The organism is Exiguobacterium sp. A1_3_1, assembly GCF_048985645.1.
Classification (GTDB): domain Bacteria; phylum Bacillota; class Bacilli; order Exiguobacteriales; family Exiguobacteriaceae; genus Exiguobacterium_A; species Exiguobacterium_A indicum.
Genome location: NZ_WBYY01000062.1, coordinates 1 through 16,340 on the forward strand (window position 1 = coordinate 1; position 16,340 = coordinate 16,340).

22 protein-coding genes are annotated in these 16,340 nt (G+C 45.5%); 10 read left to right on the forward strand and 12 right to left on the reverse strand.

Annotated elements, in window-relative coordinates; all coding sequences use genetic code 11:
* Positions 1-108 precede the first annotated feature (108 nt).
* Positions 109-1,458, forward strand: coding sequence for a phenylacetate--CoA ligase family protein (locus F8N00_RS08385; protein WP_075642479.1), 1,350 nt, complete (start codon positions 109-111; stop codon positions 1,456-1,458).
* Between the two features lie 55 nt (positions 1,459-1,513).
* Here the strand turns inward: F8N00_RS08385 and F8N00_RS08390 are convergent, their stop codons facing one another.
* Positions 1,514-2,368: an AraC family transcriptional regulator gene (locus F8N00_RS08390; protein ID WP_075642478.1), complete on the reverse strand. Its 855-nt coding sequence runs from the start codon at positions 2,366-2,368 to the stop codon at positions 1,514-1,516.
* A gap of 172 nt (positions 2,369-2,540) precedes the next feature.
* On the opposite strand from F8N00_RS08390, the gene F8N00_RS08395 reads away from it, so the two are divergent.
* Positions 2,541-3,893 carry a phenylacetate--CoA ligase family protein gene (locus tag F8N00_RS08395; RefSeq protein ID WP_421018025.1) on the forward strand — a complete coding sequence of 451 codons (1,353 nt, stop codon included), beginning with the start codon at positions 2,541-2,543 and terminating at the stop codon, positions 3,891-3,893.
* A gap of 137 nt (positions 3,894-4,030) precedes the next feature.
* On the opposite strand, the gene F8N00_RS08400 is transcribed toward F8N00_RS08395, so the two are convergent.
* A complete protein-coding gene (locus tag F8N00_RS08400; RefSeq protein WP_075642476.1) occupies positions 4,031-4,384 on the reverse strand; it encodes a hypothetical protein in 354 nt (117 codons plus the stop codon).
* 109 nt (positions 4,385-4,493) lie between these two features.
* Here F8N00_RS08400 and F8N00_RS08405 point away from each other — a divergent pair, with 109 nt between their 5' ends.
* Together F8N00_RS08405 and F8N00_RS08410 are read left to right on the forward strand one after the other, a co-directional pair.
* Positions 4,494-5,225, forward strand: a complete 732-nt coding sequence (locus F8N00_RS08405) for a DUF5694 domain-containing protein (protein ID WP_075642475.1) — start codon at positions 4,494-4,496, stop codon at positions 5,223-5,225.
* Positions 5,226-5,822, forward strand: a complete 597-nt coding sequence (locus tag F8N00_RS08410) for a hypothetical protein (RefSeq protein ID WP_075642474.1) — start codon at positions 5,226-5,228, stop codon at positions 5,820-5,822.
* Here the strand turns inward: F8N00_RS08410 and F8N00_RS08415 are convergent.
* Positions 5,804-6,730 carry a zinc-dependent alcohol dehydrogenase gene (locus F8N00_RS08415; protein ID WP_421018026.1) on the reverse strand — a complete coding sequence of 309 codons (927 nt, stop codon included), beginning with the start codon at positions 6,728-6,730 and terminating at the stop codon, positions 5,804-5,806. The two genes, F8N00_RS08410 and F8N00_RS08415, sit on opposite strands and share 19 nt — an antisense overlap.
* 122 nt (positions 6,731-6,852) lie before the next feature.
* On the opposite strand from F8N00_RS08415, the gene F8N00_RS08420 reads away from it, so the two are divergent.
* From F8N00_RS08420 to F8N00_RS08440, 5 genes are read left to right on the forward strand one after another with little or no spacing between them, the layout of a single operon-like run.
* Positions 6,853-7,020, forward strand: a complete 168-nt coding sequence (locus tag F8N00_RS08420) for a hypothetical protein (protein ID WP_023468507.1) — start codon at positions 6,853-6,855, stop codon at positions 7,018-7,020.
* Positions 7,021-7,032: 12 nt separating this feature from the next.
* On the forward strand, positions 7,033-7,446 hold the full coding sequence (locus F8N00_RS08425) for an RDD family protein (RefSeq protein ID WP_075642473.1): 414 nt from the start codon (positions 7,033-7,035) through the stop codon (positions 7,444-7,446).
* Positions 7,436-7,993, forward strand: coding sequence for an alpha/beta fold hydrolase (locus F8N00_RS08430; protein WP_421018027.1), 558 nt, complete (start codon positions 7,436-7,438; stop codon positions 7,991-7,993). Before F8N00_RS08425 ends, F8N00_RS08430 begins: the two co-directional genes overlap by 11 nt.
* Positions 7,993-8,235, forward strand: coding sequence for a hypothetical protein (locus tag F8N00_RS08435; protein WP_421018028.1), 243 nt, complete (start codon positions 7,993-7,995; stop codon positions 8,233-8,235). Before F8N00_RS08430 ends, F8N00_RS08435 begins: the two co-directional genes overlap by 1 nt.
* Positions 8,207-8,665: an NUDIX hydrolase gene (locus F8N00_RS08440; RefSeq protein WP_075642471.1), complete on the forward strand. Its 459-nt coding sequence runs from the start codon at positions 8,207-8,209 to the stop codon at positions 8,663-8,665. Before F8N00_RS08435 ends, F8N00_RS08440 begins: the two co-directional genes overlap by 29 nt.
* A 55-nt stretch (positions 8,666-8,720) precedes the next feature.
* Here F8N00_RS08440 and F8N00_RS08445 read toward each other — a convergent pair whose 3' ends face one another.
* Positions 8,721-9,464 carry an SDR family oxidoreductase gene (locus F8N00_RS08445; RefSeq protein WP_075642470.1) on the reverse strand — a complete coding sequence of 248 codons (744 nt, stop codon included), beginning with the start codon at positions 9,462-9,464 and terminating at the stop codon, positions 8,721-8,723.
* Between the two features lie 202 nt (positions 9,465-9,666).
* Here F8N00_RS08445 and F8N00_RS08450 point away from each other — a divergent pair, with 202 nt between their 5' ends.
* A complete protein-coding gene (locus F8N00_RS08450) occupies positions 9,667-10,056 on the forward strand; it encodes a thiol-disulfide oxidoreductase DCC family protein (RefSeq protein WP_075642469.1) in 390 nt (129 codons plus the stop codon).
* A gap of 42 nt (positions 10,057-10,098) precedes the next feature.
* Here the strand turns inward: F8N00_RS08450 and F8N00_RS08455 are convergent, their stop codons facing one another.
* The 8 genes from F8N00_RS08455 to F8N00_RS08490 all read right to left on the reverse strand — a co-directional run.
* Positions 10,099-11,214, reverse strand: a complete 1,116-nt coding sequence (locus tag F8N00_RS08455; RefSeq protein ID WP_336448905.1) for a hypothetical protein — start codon at positions 11,212-11,214, stop codon at positions 10,099-10,101.
* A 74-nt stretch (positions 11,215-11,288) separates the two neighbouring features.
* The gene (locus F8N00_RS08460) at positions 11,289-11,582 is read right to left on the reverse strand and encodes a spore coat protein (protein WP_058713253.1); all 294 of its coding nucleotides are present in this window, start codon (positions 11,580-11,582) and stop codon (positions 11,289-11,291) included.
* On the reverse strand, positions 11,575-11,793 hold the full coding sequence (locus tag F8N00_RS08465) for a hypothetical protein (protein ID WP_055968392.1): 219 nt from the start codon (positions 11,791-11,793) through the stop codon (positions 11,575-11,577). Before F8N00_RS08465 ends, F8N00_RS08460 begins: the two co-directional genes overlap by 8 nt.
* 5 nt (positions 11,794-11,798) lie before the next feature.
* Entirely contained in the window at positions 11,799-12,680 is an 882-nt protein-coding gene (locus F8N00_RS08470; protein ID WP_058264888.1) for a manganese catalase family protein, read from the reverse strand.
* 85 nt (positions 12,681-12,765) lie between these two features.
* Positions 12,766-13,905 carry a M14 family metallopeptidase gene (locus tag F8N00_RS08475; protein ID WP_421018029.1) on the reverse strand — a complete coding sequence of 380 codons (1,140 nt, stop codon included), beginning with the start codon at positions 13,903-13,905 and terminating at the stop codon, positions 12,766-12,768.
* Between the two features lie 2 nt (positions 13,906-13,907).
* Positions 13,908-14,459 carry a cysteine hydrolase family protein gene (locus tag F8N00_RS08480; protein WP_411211319.1) on the reverse strand — a complete coding sequence of 184 codons (552 nt, stop codon included), beginning with the start codon at positions 14,457-14,459 and terminating at the stop codon, positions 13,908-13,910.
* Positions 14,460-14,471: 12 nt separating this feature from the next.
* The gene (locus F8N00_RS08485) at positions 14,472-14,777 is read right to left on the reverse strand and encodes a hypothetical protein (protein ID WP_350465428.1); all 306 of its coding nucleotides are present in this window, start codon (positions 14,775-14,777) and stop codon (positions 14,472-14,474) included.
* On the reverse strand, positions 14,767-16,340 hold a 1,574-nt coding region (locus tag F8N00_RS08490), incomplete at its 5' end, for a sensor histidine kinase (protein WP_421018030.1). The genes F8N00_RS08485 and F8N00_RS08490, both read right to left, overlap by 11 nt.

Sequence of the window (16,340 nt, forward strand, 5' to 3'; positions counted from 1 at the left end):
GGGCTCGGAGATGTGTATAAGAGACAGGAACTAATTGAGATGGGCGGCGACTGGAAATAAGATGAAAGTATCAGTAAAAGGTGGTCTAACTATGGAAGGAGTGACATCATGCAGCTCAAAGAATCGATCTACTTTCACTCACCGATTTTCATCCAAAACTTGTTGACGACTTTACAAGGACGTCGCCTGTTCCATGAACGATATGGTCCCGCCTATCAGCAACGCTTACAAGAACTGAAACAGAAGTTAGGACGACCGATTGACGTTCGAGCAGAACAATTGCATCGATTAAACGACTTCCTTTCTTTTTGCCAAACACATAGTCCATACTATCAGGAATTGTTTTCTACCATTGCACTAGAGCTCCCGTTACAATCGATTGACGAACTAAAACAGATTCCCCCTTTGACGAAAGAAATCTTACGCCAACAAAATGAGGACGTCCATGCGCACGTCCATGCCCCGATTCTCGGAAAAACGGGCGGTACGACTGGTAAATCGATTCAAGTGCACTATACAAAGGAAGATATGCAAATCCGAATGGCACATCTTGACTTCTTCAAGTGGACCCATGGAGTCGATCAAGGGATGCGCCGCGCAAGTTTTACCGGTCAAACCCTTGCTTCCCCGCAACAAAAGGCGCCGGTTTATTGGCGGACGAATAAAGTCATCAATCAGATGTTGTTCTCGATTAAAAACATTAATCCGAAAACCGCCGCTGCATACATTGAACAACTCAATCGGTTTCAGCCGGAATCGATTGATGGTTTGCCTTCAGGGATGATCGAAGTCGCGCGATATGCTAAAAAATATGGGATGACCTGTTCGTTTCGACCGAAAGCGATTTTCCCGACGGCAGAGATGATGACGGCAGAAGAACGAGCACTCATCGAAGACGTTTTCCATGCACCGATCTATGATCAGTATGCGTCGTCAGAAGGAGCCCCGATCGTCGCCGAATGTCCGTATGGGAAAAAACATCTACATTATGAGATGGGAATCATTGAACGTGATGAGGACGGCGAAATTCTCGTAACGAGTTTTGATACGCACGGGACACCTCTCGTCCGTTACCGTGTCGGCGATCGGATGACGCTCAGTCAGGAAACGTGTCCTTGTGGTCATCAAGGTCCGATCATCGCTTCGATCGACGGACGGGGGAGAAGCTTCATTCAACTCAGAAACGGTCACCGTGTCTTTGAAGGTGAACTCGCGGGAATCGTTCGGGCGTTCCCGAACTGTATCGAACGCGTACAATACATTCAAGAGACACGGGACGAGATTGTTTTATTATATGTTCCGGATGAACGATGCTTCGAGAAAGAACATGAGAAGAAACTCTTTTTTGTTCTAGACCGACTGTTTGACGGACAATTAAATGTCGTCATGCGCGCGGTACCGGAAATTCCGAAAGAAATCAGTGGAAAGACACTACTGATTAAACAACAGTATGCATGACACACGAAAAGGCGAGATCATCGATGATCTCGCCTTTTCATATGTCCTGAAACCATCAGTCGCGCGGACGCACCGGAATCCAGATGGCAGATTGATAGTCGGCGGCAGACGGGTCGCCTGCCGAATAGACTTCGAGTTCAGCGTGAGGCAGAGGATCATATCCATGCGATGGGAGCCACTCTTGATAGATACGCTGCCACATCTCTTGAATGGCATGTGGCATTGGACCAACGACCGGAAACGTCGCCCAAAGACTCGCCGGAATCGTCATTGTTTCCTGACCGGGTAGGACTTCCGTTGTCGTCGTCGCGATCCAATAATCCATCGATGCTTCGGTGAAATTGGAGCAGACACCAATCACACCTTCAATCTGACCGTCATTTTGTTTGAACAAGGTAGCATCTTGACCAGAATGATTCACATCATTCCAAAACAACGGAATCAGCTGTTTTTGGGCACCATCTTGCGTCGAGAAATGTTTTCGCCATCCTGAAATCTGTAAAGCCGGTCGTTCGATGAGTTGGTAATCCATTTGCTCCAGTCCCTTCAAGGTCACCTGAATGCTCAGGCGGTTATAGGCGTGAATCGGACATCGCTCGTTTCGCATCAACGTCGGCGAACAACCATGCTGACGTTTGAAAGCTTTCGTAAAAGCTTCCGGCGTCTCATAACCAAAACGTAAGGCGAGATCGATGATTTTTTCGTCCGTCTGTGTCAATTGTTGCGCTGCGAGCGTCAGACGTCGTCCTCGGATGTATTCCGGTAACGTCATCATCGCAAGTAACGAAAACGTCCGTTGTAAAGGATAAGCCTGCATCTGAGCGACTTTTGTCAAAACGTTGAGATCGAGCGAGTCTTCTAAATGATCTTCAATATAGTCAATAACGCGTTGAATCGATTCGAGCCACATCTTGTCACCTCCTTGTTTTCAGTATAGTAGAGCGAAGATCGTCGGACCTGTCCAAGCCGATAGCAATTTGTCAGGATGCATGTTCCCTTATTCTTGTCATATTCCTGTCAGGTACATCGGCTATCGTAGAGACATCGAAACCGTTACTTCCCTTGCGAAAGGACGTGATGACATGGGTATCAAAGAGCAGATCTACAATCGCTCTCCTCTATTTCTCCAGCACCTCTTCACAACCCTCTATGGGTATCAATTGCATCGCGAACGTTATGGACCGGTCTATCAAGAACGGTTCCGGATGCTCCTCGAACGAGAACATACGACGATCGACGTCAAAGCGGAACAACTTGATCGTTTAAATGACTTCCTTCGCTTCTGTACTGAACACAGTCCCTATTACCGTCAGCTCTTCACTTCACACGGCATTCGCCTGCCGTTAACGGACTTATCCAAACTAAAACATATTCCTGTACTATCAAAAGAAATATTACGAACACACATGGAGGACATTCAAACAGATGTCGCTGCGCCAATCATAGGGAAAACGGGTGGAACGACAGGCACGTCACTGCAAGTACGATATACGATACTGGATATGCAAATTCGCATGGCCCATCTGGATTATTTCAAGGCGACCCACGGTGTCTACCGTGGCATGCGACGAATCAGCTTTACGGCACAGGATCTCGTACCCGAGCGTCAACAGGTGGACGTCTACTGGCGGATGAATCGAGCGGCGAATCAACTCTTGTTCACGGTAAAACGATTATCCCCACGGACGATGGCAGCGTATCTTGAAGCCATCGAACGTTTTCAACCAGAAACGATTGATGGTCTTCCGTCAGCGATGATTGAGCTCGCCCGGTTCGCGAAGCGAGAAGGGATCCGCTTGACGTGTCAACCGATTGCGATTTTCCCGACGGCAGAACGGATCGACGCGGAAGAGCGCCAAGTCATCGAAGAAGTGTTTCACGGACCAGTCTTTGATCAATATGCATCGTCTGAAGGGGCACCAATCGTTTCAGAATGCCGATTAGGTCAAAAGCATCTGCACCATGAGATGGGGATCATCGAACTCGATACAGACGGGGAGATTCTTGTGACGAGTTTTGATACACACGGGACCCCCCTCATTCGCTACCGGGTCGGAGATCGGATGACGCTCAGTCCGCGCACCTGTTCCTGTGGTCACCCGGGACCAATCATCGAATCGATTGACGGCAGGGGGCGGGCCTTCATTCAAAAACCGGATGGGCAAAAGATTTTTGAAGCGCAACTGGCGAGTCTCGTTAAACATTTGCCAAACAGTATCGAGCGTATTCAATATGTTCAAATGACGACAGATAGCGTATCGATCTACTACGTTCCGGACGCAGAGCGGTTCAGTCAATCAGACGAACGACTTCTGATGGAACGGCTGTACCGTTTATTCGGTCGTGATATCCATCTCGATGTACAAGCCGTATCTTATATCGATGCCGAGGAAAGCGGGAAAATTTTACTCGTTAAATCAAGTTTAACAGGATGAAGGTGGCGGGCAGATCGTGACATCTGTCCGCTTTTTTAATGATTTTTCATCATACCTCAGTTAAAAGTACATGTTAAAAACACCTCCACTGTTAGTACTTCTAAAAAGGTACCAATATAAAGGTGTTTTAGATTACCTCATTCATTCAATTCGTTTTTGATATCCCTTACCTTTTTTAAAAGCCATTTTTTATTTTCTTTGTCTTTTACGATGATGAAATCTTCTGTTCCTTTAACAGAATAAATGGTGGACCCGACTGAAAAAAGATTCGATTGACTGTTCGCTTGGGGCATTTCATATGCTTTTGTTTTCTTTAATATCGTACTAATTTTTTCTCCTTGTCGCTTAGATGCATCCAATTCAGCTTCTGTTCCACTATACTCTTTGTTATTCACAATGACGATCATGGCATAACTAGCTTCGTCCTCTGTACCGGTTTGACTGCATCCGAATAAAAATCCAATGAACACAATGACGAATATCTTTTTCATCGGAACCTCCTTATATGAGTAATTGTTGAATAATAACGTAAATTCATGATAGGTAAAAGTCGCTTCCTTTACCAAATATAAGGTAAAATCAGGAAAAGGAGGGGGATAGATGAAACCTCAGATTTTACTGTTAGGCATGTTCCATCTCGATCGCCCGACCAATGGTGATTTGATTCGTCCAGGAATTTTTGATGTCGCGTCAGAAAAAAGGCAACGAGAAATCCAAGAAGTCGTTGCTCGATTGAACGCATTTCGACCGACAGGCGTTGCCCTTGAGACGTCACCTGAACGCATAAGTGACCTGCAACATACATATGACACCTATCAACATGAGAGCGATTTAACCGAAAATGAACGGCAACAAATTGGCTTTCGATTAGCCCGGATGGCGGGAGTAGCAGATCTCCATGGGGTCGATTGGAACGAAATCGTACCCGGCGTACCGGATTTAGGAATCGTCCGTTCACATCATCCGGAAGCCTTTGAGACGATCGTCGCGGCTGAGATGAAGCGGACAGAACAATTAGAGCACGCGATGGAACAGTCATCATTCTCCGAATGGCTCGATCGATTGCACGCTGAAGAAACGATTGCAGCGTCGGCTAGAATCTATGATCAAATCGAACGACTGGAGAGTGGTCGGATTTGGGTTGAACGCTACTGGCGAGTCCGCAATCAAAAGATCGCAAATCGTTTACTGCACCTTGCTCAGGCGAACGAACGAATCGTCTGTTTGTACGGTGCTGCGCACCTCCCGTTATTACGACAATATTTGAATGAATCGAACCAAGTCGAAGTGATGACGTGGAACGATTGGAACAACAAAAAGGAGTGTATGTAAATGCTATTTCACTACCATATTTGGACACCACATTTGGAAGAAACAGAGGCTTGGTACACGGCACGCGGATTTCACGTTTCCCAGCGCATCGGGAAGAAAGACGGAGAATTTTCGTCGTTTAATCCACCTCTATCATGGGATGATTTTCGAGCAGATCAAATTTTATTCCGAATCATTGAAATGAAACGGGGAGCGGTCAATGTGACGATCGGATTCGGAAAAACGGTTCGCTTCGATCACATCGGATTTTTGATTCAGCCTGGTGACGTGCAAACGATTCTTGATCGCGCAGAAACGTTATCGTTCACGGTCCAAGCGAACGAGCGTCGGACGTTCTTGCAGACACCATACGGATTACGGATTGAACTGCAAATCCATGAAGATGCGATTGCGGATACTGATGGAACGACAATTGAGCGTTTAATTCTAACGACACCGCGCGAAGGATTAGAGGCGGATTTAACGAAACTGTTCGATCGATCGATTTCACAAATCCAAACCGTCCGCGGGGAGAAGACCGTCTTACAAGAAGCAGTCTTTTCCGACGTATCGCTCGTAGGTACGGATCCGAACGGTGTTCAGCTTGTCTGCTCATAATCAACGAATACTTTGATCGGGAGATCTGGTGTTTCCATCAAGACAGCGAAGCAACTGGCAAGCTCCGAAAACGAAGTCTCGTGTTCGAACAAAGCTGGCAATGTCGCGTGACGATCGTCTGAAAAGAGCCAGTCTGCATGCTTGCGGTAGTCCCAGCCGTCACTCGATGCAATGATCTGAAGTTCTTTCGCGTGAAACGCGGGCGTCAACGTCAAGGTTTCCCGGTTGCCGTCCGATAAGACGCAGATTGCACCATGAGGACGGACAGCAGACTGAAGCTCGGCAAAGGCCGCTTGGCGTCCAGAACATTCGATAGCGGCGTCATACATACTTGAATCCGGTGTGACAACACGTGCACCTAATTGACGCGCTAACTCTGCTCGGGACGTAAGTGGCTCGAGGATATCAATCTGACGAACGTTAACGTAATGCCGTAAGTAATGCACTGTCAGCAAACCGATCGTACCCATTCCAGAAACTAAGACGCTTGTATCGGGTGTCAATGTCAGCTTACGGACGCCTTTTGCCGCGTCACAGGACAGAATCAGTAGTAAGACTTCACGTGGTGAGACATAAGCAGGAACCGGGATGACTTTCGATTCAGGAATGATCGCTTGATCTTGATGACCATAGAAGCTGACAACCCGATCTCCGGGCTTGACGATTTGGACGGCGTCACCAACTGCAAGCACTTCGCCATAACTTTCATATCCTGTCTCGAGCGGATAGTCATAGCTGGTTTCGGTCATGTCTTGTTCCAGCCATTGGGGAAGTTCGGCACCGATACTAATGGCACCGGCTAGAGTGCGGACGTAGACGTCATGGATGCCAAGCGGCGGCAGTTCCCGAACAAGATAACCAGGTGTCTTCGACTCCACAAGACAGCAAATCGTTGTAGTGTTCAACATGTAAACCTCATTTCATTGTTGGATTGATGTCATATGGATCAAGCATATACCACTTTACTTGTAAAATATAACAATTCGAAACCAGAAATGATGTAGAATAAGAAAGAAAAGGAGGGAATCGAATGGAACCATTATTGATTTTGGCATTGCTCGTGTTCGCATTCTTGACGTATCGGTATAGTAAGATCCTCGTCCGAAAGGATATCTCTGCTGCAAACAAACGACTCGCAATCGTCTTTTATTTGATTGCCGTCAGTGGACTTGGCGCTGTTGTTTATTTCAACGTATAAGGAGGACCATCCATGCATTCAACGACTAAACGACGAATCGGTGCGTATATCATCAACCAAGCTGTTTATTTCGGACTTTCTGTCGTCATCGAAAAAACGGTGTTACGACGTGTGAAGTCAGAAGTCGTTCACGCTGTCGTGACACAACCGACGATCAGTTTTCTAGGAGAAGTCGCGCAATTAAAACTGTTGAACGGAAAAACGATTGGTGATCAGATTTGCGGCATCCAGGTTGAAAGCGAGAACGGATTGCCGTTGACGACAAAACAAATCGTCCGCCGAACAGTCTATCGTGATACGGTCTCGTTATTTAAGATTCGACCGTACTGGAAACCGTTTCTTGAGAACGGACAACGATTACCGGAAGATGACTTCGCGAGAACGATCGTCCGCTTGAACCAGGAGAAGCTAAATAATGAAGCTTGATTTTCATGTTCATTGTGTCCGTGCCTCTCAACCTACAGGAGCCATCCTCCTCTATCATGGTTGGGGCGGAACGGCTGTCTCTTATCTAGAGTTTGCGCGACAATTATCTGAAGAAGGATACGATGTCTTCATCCCGGAACTTCTTCGGCATGATCAACGTGATCCGCTTGATCATCCATTTGATCCAGAAATAACGACGACCTATTTTTGGTGCGTCGTCGAACAATCGATTACGGAAGCGACAGCTATCATCAAACAATCAGGCTGGCATGTTTCAGACGTGATAGCGATCGGCGTCTCGATGGGTGGGTTCATTGCCCACGGGATCATGTCGCGTCGGCCGATTAAAGCACTCGTTGCGATCAATGGGGGCGGTGCCTATCTTGAAGCAGAACGTCAATTCCGCGTTCGTGACGGGCGACCTGCTATCAAAAAGGAGGATGTACCATGGAAACTCGATCCAATCAGTGTGATGGATGAGCGTCCGTGGTTGCTTCTGCACGGCGATGCCGATGACATCATTCCACTATCGATCCAATCAGTGTGATGGATGAGCGTCCGCGGTTGCTTCTGCACGGCGATGCCGATGACATCATTCCACTATCGATCCAGCAGTTTTATCACGGGACAGCTGTTCAAGCAGGTATGGCGCAAACGACCGTATTAGACGTTTTTCCGGGTGTCAATCATACCGTGACCGATGCCATGATCAAGCAACTGATCACATGGCTGAAGTACGTCAAACTTCAAGGGGCGACAGATGGACTACATACGTTTTCTTCGCACTAAGGTCGGTCAAGAAAAAGTGATGTTGAACTTTGCCGGTGGGATTGTCTTTGACAAGGAGGGGCGCATTCTTCTTCAAAAACGGCGGGAGCAACAAGCATGGGGCTTTCCGGGCGGGGCACTGGAACTAGGAGAGTCGCTCATTGAAGCCGCACAGCGTGAGATTTTTGAAGAGACCGGTTTTCATGTCAGGATCGAACGGTTGAGTGGTGTCTATTCGAAGTACGAAGAGATGTATCCAAACGGGGATGTCGCCCAACCGATCGTCCATTTTTTCGTTTGCCGAATCAATGGGGGACAATGGACGATTGATGCCGATGAATCATTCGATGTTGCTTTTTTTGAAAGAGATCAGATGCCAGAGCTCTATAGCGAACTGCATCAAACAGCCTGGAACGATTTTTTGACAGAAACGAGTCCGGTCTTTCGATAATGCAAAACATCCTTCTGATTTTAACGTCAGAGGGATGTTTTTACATGCGACATATTCAGCGTTCAAAGCCACCTTCGGAATGGATGACTTGCCCGGTCACCCAGCCACCGTCAGGACTGACGAGGAATTGGATCAATCGTGCGACGTCTTCCGGCGCACCGATTCGCCCGAACGGAAAACTAGGTTTAAGCGCCGTCCGGGTTGCTTCATCCATCCAAGTCGAGTCTGTCGGACCCGGATTGACGGCGTTGACGGTGATGCCAAGCGGCGCCACGGCTGCCGCGTAAGTCTTCGTAAACGTCGACAAGGCACCTTTTGTCGTAGCGTAAGCAATCTCGTCAGGCATCGGACCGAGATCCTGTCCGGACGTCAGTTGAATGATACGACCGGACGTTAGATGTGCTTCAACGAATTGTTTCGTGAAACGTGTCGCGAGCAACAACGGTGCCCGGAGATTGACGGCATAGTGTTGATCAAGACTGGCTGCATCAAGTGTTCGCCAATCCGTCATCGTCGAATGGGCAGCGTTATTGATCAGGATACTTGGTGTTCCAAAGTCTTCTACCTGATCGAATAAATCATCAGCGGCATCTGCTTGACCTAAATCAAGTTCGATCGCAAGGACGCGGGCACCTTGATTTTCAAGTTCGGTCGTAAAACTAGTCGCCCAATCCGCTGTTGCTTTAAAATAAGTAAAGACCAGGTCATGTCCAGACATGGCAAGCTGGCGGCAAATCGCAGCTCCGATGTCGCGTGTCTGACTGGCACCGGTCACGATAGCAATCGGTCGTTTCGTCATATGTACGCTCCTTTACATAGATACAATCAAATAAATGAATGGTTCCAAATGTTTACAAAAACAGTATAGCGTAAGAAAGACAATGAACGGAAGCGTTATTATGATTTAACATACTGATTAAATGCATGTTTTGACTTGAAACGTGGTAAAGAAAAAGTGTACGAAATTATTCGTTAAACAGGTGGGGGAGGATGAATCGATCATGAAAGCAATCGTCTTATTCGACGGAGAATGTAATCTCTGTGACGCGAGTGTCCAGTTCATTTTGAAACGAGACCAAGGATATCATGATTTTGCTTCGTTGCAAGGGGAAACAGGACAAGAAATCGTCCGTCGTCATCATCTTCCGGAAACGATCGACAGTGTCGTTGTGATTGACCGGGGTGTACCCTATATCAAATCAGATGCAGCGTTACGGATTGCCCGTCATTTAAAAGGTGGATGGCGTCTGTTGAGTGTGTTTCAGATTGTTCCACGTTCACTTCGAGATCGCGTCTATGATTTCGTTGCAAACAACCGTCATCGCTGGTTTGGACAAAAGCAGCAGTGCGCGTTACCGTCTCCGGAGACGCGAGCTCGATTTCACGACTAAAGATGAAAAACCGCGACGAATCGGTCGCGGTTTTCTTTCTGTTCATTGGTTGGTCACATGCAACCAGTGACAACTTGGCAATGGATCGCCGAGGAAACTTAATCCTAAATCATGGGCTTGGTGGATTGTTTCAAAACAATCGTCTCCTTCATCCAGATACACTTCATGATGCGGTGATTGGAGGTGTGTTCCTGCGATACGCCAAAGATTTGAACGGTGTGTCACCGTTATTTCGTAGTCGATGTTTGGTGAGACGACGAGCGGATTACCAACAGAATGATGAAGCGTATATCGAGTTGGTGATTGATGTGATAAATAGACTTGCTGTGTCGAAGCGACATCTTCTCGATATAACTGATGACAAGCATCAAAAGAGCGAGTAGGATTTGCTTGTTTTGATAGTTGATGAGTCGTTTCACCATTACATGTCAGGACCTCTGTAAAGGTACGATACTCTTTAGAAAAAGGCGAATATTGTCGCGCATCGCCTTCGAAATAACGATGCGGAGAAAACGGATTCGGGTTCATGAGAATCGGAGGAGCAATGAACGTCAGTACACGCAATCGGTATGAAGAAACCTTCGTATGTGAAGCGGATAGCGGGTACAAAGAAAAATAGAGTACGAATTGTTCAAATTCCCGTTCTCGGTCTTGTTCTTGTTTTATCTGATTCGTAACGCGGGCGAACGTCTTGATTATGCGTGCGAACGGCATCGATTTTCTAGAAATGGGACGTAACACCCGGATTTCGAAACGTGTAAACTGTTCAGGGTCAATCGTTCCTTTCCATTCGGGTGTTGTAGTTTGACCTAATCGATGCCCATCTTGAAATATCGAATAATGCGATACCTCTGGAATTTCACCCCATAATAGTCGGACAACATGATTTTGTTGAATCAGGACAGTCACTTTTCGATTCCAGAACAAATCATCCGTACTTGAAACAAGAGCCGTGACGATACGTGTCTTCGAATCTGAATCGATCAGTTCGAACGACAAAGGCTCATATAAAGGGAGTACATCCGTTTGATAGGTATTCGAGTTCTGAATGAAACAAGGTATACCGTTTAAGAAGAGTCGGACGTTACTTGTTCCTTTCCAGGTGAGACAAACGGTTTCTCCGCTTTGTTTGATTTGAATGTGATTGATGTCAATCATGGGACTGATCTCTCCTTACACGAATTCTGAAAGAAAACCCCTTCCACTTCTGAATCAGAAGGGAAGGGGAAACGTCATAGCAATCCTTTTGCGACTTCTAGTTTTTCTTGATCGTGTTTTAATTGCTTTTTCAAGTCATGCGCGTGATACATCTCATGGTCAATCATGTATCCGGCGATCGCAGCGTGAGTCTGAATGGCTTTGTTCAGTTGTTCGGTCAAGACTTTCCGCACATCAGGAGAAGCCGTTTCCGTAATCGCGACAGCATAAGCACGGACGAGTGATTTACTGCTGATTAAGAAATCTGTCGCAATCAACTCGTCTCGTTTTTTACTGGGACGATTAATGGATTGAAGAGCTTCATTCATGAGAACCGCCTCCTTCATGATCTGCCAATAGCTTTTGTAAATCGTTTAATGCTTGTTCGCTATCTTTGATGTCTTGAGCAATCAATTTTTCAAGCGTCTCATCTTTGACAAAAGAACGAACAGCAACAGCTTTAACGAGACAGGCTTGTTTCATCGTCATGATTTCATGGATTTCGAGTGTTTCATGGATTGCAAGTGGTGATTTAGCCATCGGTCTCACTCCTTATCATGTAACATACGTTTGACAGTATCTTTAACGTTTTGCATTCCTGTTTTTTCTGCTAGGTCGTGGTGAAGTTTGTGTGCTGGTACCTTCATATTCGGAATATTTCCTTGTGGTGCAGGGTTTTCTAGATGAACGAATTCACCGGTGCCATCTTGTGCTTCCCCTTGAGCCCAGCGACCTTCTTTTGAAGCTGTTCCTTCCGATAGGTCCCAGAACTCATAAGCATGCGGTTGCGCTTCCATCTCATCTTCCGGTGCGAAAGTAGCAGGCACGACGACGCCGTTTTTCGTTTCCAGCTCTTCGATCGCAGCCATCCATTGATACTGGTGATAGCGGTCACGGGCGAGCATCTTACGGAATGTAGCACGCACGCCTTCATCCGTCGTCATATGATAGAGACGGGCGACTTGAAGTCGACCTTGTGATTCAGCATGTAGGTTCGAGCGCATATCTGCCAATAAGTTACCGCTCGCGACGATATAGGATCCGTTCCACGGAATGCCGTTTGCGTTTGATGGCAGTCCACCGAGACCGCTAACTAAAAGATGCTGTGGATTCATACCCCCGAGAATTGCTGCCGTCGCTGGATCTTTGGCAGCTTCTGCCTGATCATCCGGTGACGCCCCGTCGAGCAATTGAGAAATGAGGGAACATAGCATTTCAACGTGCCCGATTTCTTCCGTCCCGATATCCATCAGCATATCCTTGTACTTTTCTTCACCTCGACAATTGAAGCCTTGGAAAAGATATTGCATCATGACCGTCATCTCACCGAATTGTCCACCGAGTACCTCTTGCACGGCCCGAGCGAGTTTTGGATCGGGTCGATCAACCTTGACTTCGAATTGTAATTCTTTTTGATGGCGAAACATGAAAAGAACCCCCTTTAAGTTTTAAACATATGCGAGTTACACATGTTATATACCTTAATCAGTTTCTTTCAAACCTGTTTTCACCTTATTTTTCGTTACGTTGAAGTGATCGTTTGATCAAAGTATGATTTATAGGTTCATTGACCCACTCGGTGATGTTATTGAAAATGAAGGACGTCTCGTTCAAGATGGACCGTCGCCACTGTTTATTTTTAGGGATGTAAAGTGCATCAAACCGCTCTCTAATCCGTCGAGGAGCAACTGCTTGATTGAAAAAGAGACGATTTTCATCAATTGTTGCTTTTAACGTTCGGAGTAGGGCAAAAGGATGCTTTCCAAGCGTCCCACACTCTACGGTTAGACCTAAAAAACCGATGTGTCGCTTTTTTGTTTCTTCATACAGATAGTTTAACCATTCTCCCTCGATTGCATAAAACTGTTGATCTCGTGGTTGATCGACAATCGGGTAATGTGTATATTTTTCTACTTCTTTTGCGTGTCTTGGATCTTCCGATGACATGACGAGTTGGACTTGCCCCGCTGGTCCATAACCAGTATGACAGTCGAGCATCACGACGTGTCGGTAAGCAGATAGGGTATCGACGAGACGATTTAATACGTCAGAGAAGTAAGCGTCTTGCGTACGTCCGCCATAATAGAATCCGGTCGGATGTTTGAATTGTCCTAGTGTCGCAGCCTTTAAAAAAGCATGTGGACCTAGACGAATCAAGTCGTATAAGACATGTAACGTAAACGGTATATAATCCAGACGACGCCCTGATCCTGACCGTTTTATGAACAAAGACTGTAAGTCATCAAAACCTGGATTACGTAAATCTGCCTTTGAAAAATCGTGAATCGCATTTCGATTTAAATTGAGGTTATGATGCGTTTCTTTGCGATGATGTTTCATGCCGTATGCATTAATACCATGAATCAGCAAGACATCGACTTCTTTCGTATCTAATTGTTTCAAGTGATCTGATAAAAACTGAAGTTGCATGGCACTCCCTGCATACCCTTCAATTCCGTGTAGCCCACTCGTTAGGATCAATAATGTTGAATTATTACCGGATTGCCCGTGCCACCAATCGGAACAAAGCGATCCTTGTTGTTTGAGTGATTCATGAACAAGTTTCGGATAATACCGAGATAGCATTTCCTTCGAAGTCTCATTGAAACGTTGGCGAGCTGTTTCATACGTACCAGAAAAATAATGTAGCATCGTTATTCCCCCTTCATTAAGCTTAAACTTGAAGAGCAATCAAGAGATAATGTCGAACTGAGAATTTCCAAAGCATGATCTTTTGCAACGGCGGTTTCTGCTGCCGTACAGTCTTCCGGAACATGAATGGCATATTCTCGCATGTAGGCGTCGTTTGCAGTAAATAAGATACACATGTCCGTCGTTAGACCGGTGATGATAAGACGTGAGACATCCAAATGCTTCAATAAAATATCAAGTTGGGTCCCGAAAAAACCTGAATGTTTTGGCTTGATGATGAAGTAATCGTTCTCTTCTGGGTGCATTGTTTCGATGAGTACATCTCCAAGACCACCGCGGCACTCATCTATGATTTGATTGACATTTTCCTGCCAAAGACCAAAATTGTCATTGACGTAAATCACCGGAATGTTTTGACGTTTACAATATTGTTTTAATTTTGAGAGTGGTTCAAGGACAGGGAGCGTTTGTTGCAATAACTGCTCAGCTCCTTCAAAATCCATCTTATTGATGACATCGATGATCAACAATGCTGTATTTTCTTGAACAGTCATGGCGGACTCCTCTCATAAAAAAGTGATTAAATAATGATAAGGCGAATAGAGCTGGGCTTTAGAGATAAAAATCTCGGAAGGGGAGGCTGATTCACGGGCTCCACGGACATCAATTAAACAACGATAGATGAGGGATTCCAACTCTGCGATGAAATCAGGATATTGATACAAAGCGTCATTCAGCCTTCTTTTGCGGTGATCTTCCATCAAGACGATGCAGGGGTTGGTCTCTTTCAGTGCCATTGCACTGAAGACAGTTTTTTGCTGTTTAAAATCTTGATTTAAACAGCGAACGATTTGATTTAAATCAGCTTCCACTTTCTTCACTTCCTAATTGTAGATTATTCATACTGTTCTTATACATGTTATTGGTTGTGTTCCACTCTTCATCACGAGGTAAACGGATAAAAAAGTCGGATCCTTTTCCGATTTCTGAATGAACGGTGATACGTCCGCCATGCGCCTCAATGATTTCCTTACAAATCGGTAAACCGAGACCTGTTCCTTGAACTTGGAGATGGTCTGCCTGTTCGACGCGATAATAGGGATCAAACAGATAGGGAAGATCTTGAGTTGGGATACCATATCCGTTATCGCTAATGGTGATGACGATTTCAGATTCACAGCACGCTAGCGAGACTTGGATATTTGAATCAACGGGAGAATATTTTATCGCATTATTCAAGATGTTTAATAAGACTCTCCGGATTTTTTCTTGGTCAGCCGTGATCAGACAAGGACCGTCGGTTTGGATTTGTAAATGATGCGTCGATGTTGAAACGTTCAACCACTCCGTTAACTCAATGAGCAGATGTTCGATGCAAAATGTCTCTAACTGATAGGATTCTTTTTGATGACTAAGTCGCTGATAATCTAGGAATTCGGTTAATAATTGGCTTAGTCGCTGCGTCTCACTTCGCACGGTCTCTAAGTATTTGGGCTGCTTTGAAGGAGACAATGTCCGGTGTAACATCAGTTCGCTAAACCCTTCAATGGAGGCAAGCGGCGTTCGTAGCTCATGAGATAAAACCGAAATGAAGTTTTGCTCTTTTTTAGCATGGTTGACTTCAATTGTGCGTTCACGAAAAACAAATAAAATACCTTGACGATTGGGCAAAAATTCTGTGTAAAGTCTTACGTGGCGATCATCTGGCATTGAGAAATCCTGAGCAGGAACGACTGATGCATGCTCGAAGCCTGCTTTGATTTGTTCGACATATGCATGCAACGCATCTGTTTCGAGAATCAACGGTTCGAAGGCTTCGATAACGAATGCTAAGTTTTCAGATTGTTTTTCAGATGGTGACCAGTTCGGGAACAATTGATGGAACATGTGATTCGTAAAGATATTTGTGTTCGTCACATCGACGAACAATATAGCTTCTCGAAGACCATTTAAAATGCGTTGAATTAATTGATGGTGATCTTTTATACGGATGTCATCAAGCAACCGCATCAACCCGATATTCAATAAATGTGTCGTTTTCTGAAGTGCGATAGTCTCGGTGAAACGATGATGAAATTGTAAAGTCAATGTACCAATGAATTTTGACGGACTGTGTAATGGGAGAGCACACAACGTCAATTGTTCTTCCTCAATTAGATGGATCGATGTATCTAGCTCGGTCTTGGCTTCTAAATCTAGCCGTTCTTGGTCATAAGTCGGTTCGTCTGATAGTGCGATATGGACAGCTTCAAAACTTTCCGACTGTGGTGAAAAAAAGATATGCGTCGCCCGAAAATGACTACCGATTGCTTGCAGCCAAGTATGAAGACCTGTCATTGATTGATGACGTAAAATCTGAGTAGCTAACTGGTTTCGAAATTGAAGTTGTCGCTCAATTATTTTTTGTTGATAGAAAGACTCTTGGAGTTGTGAAT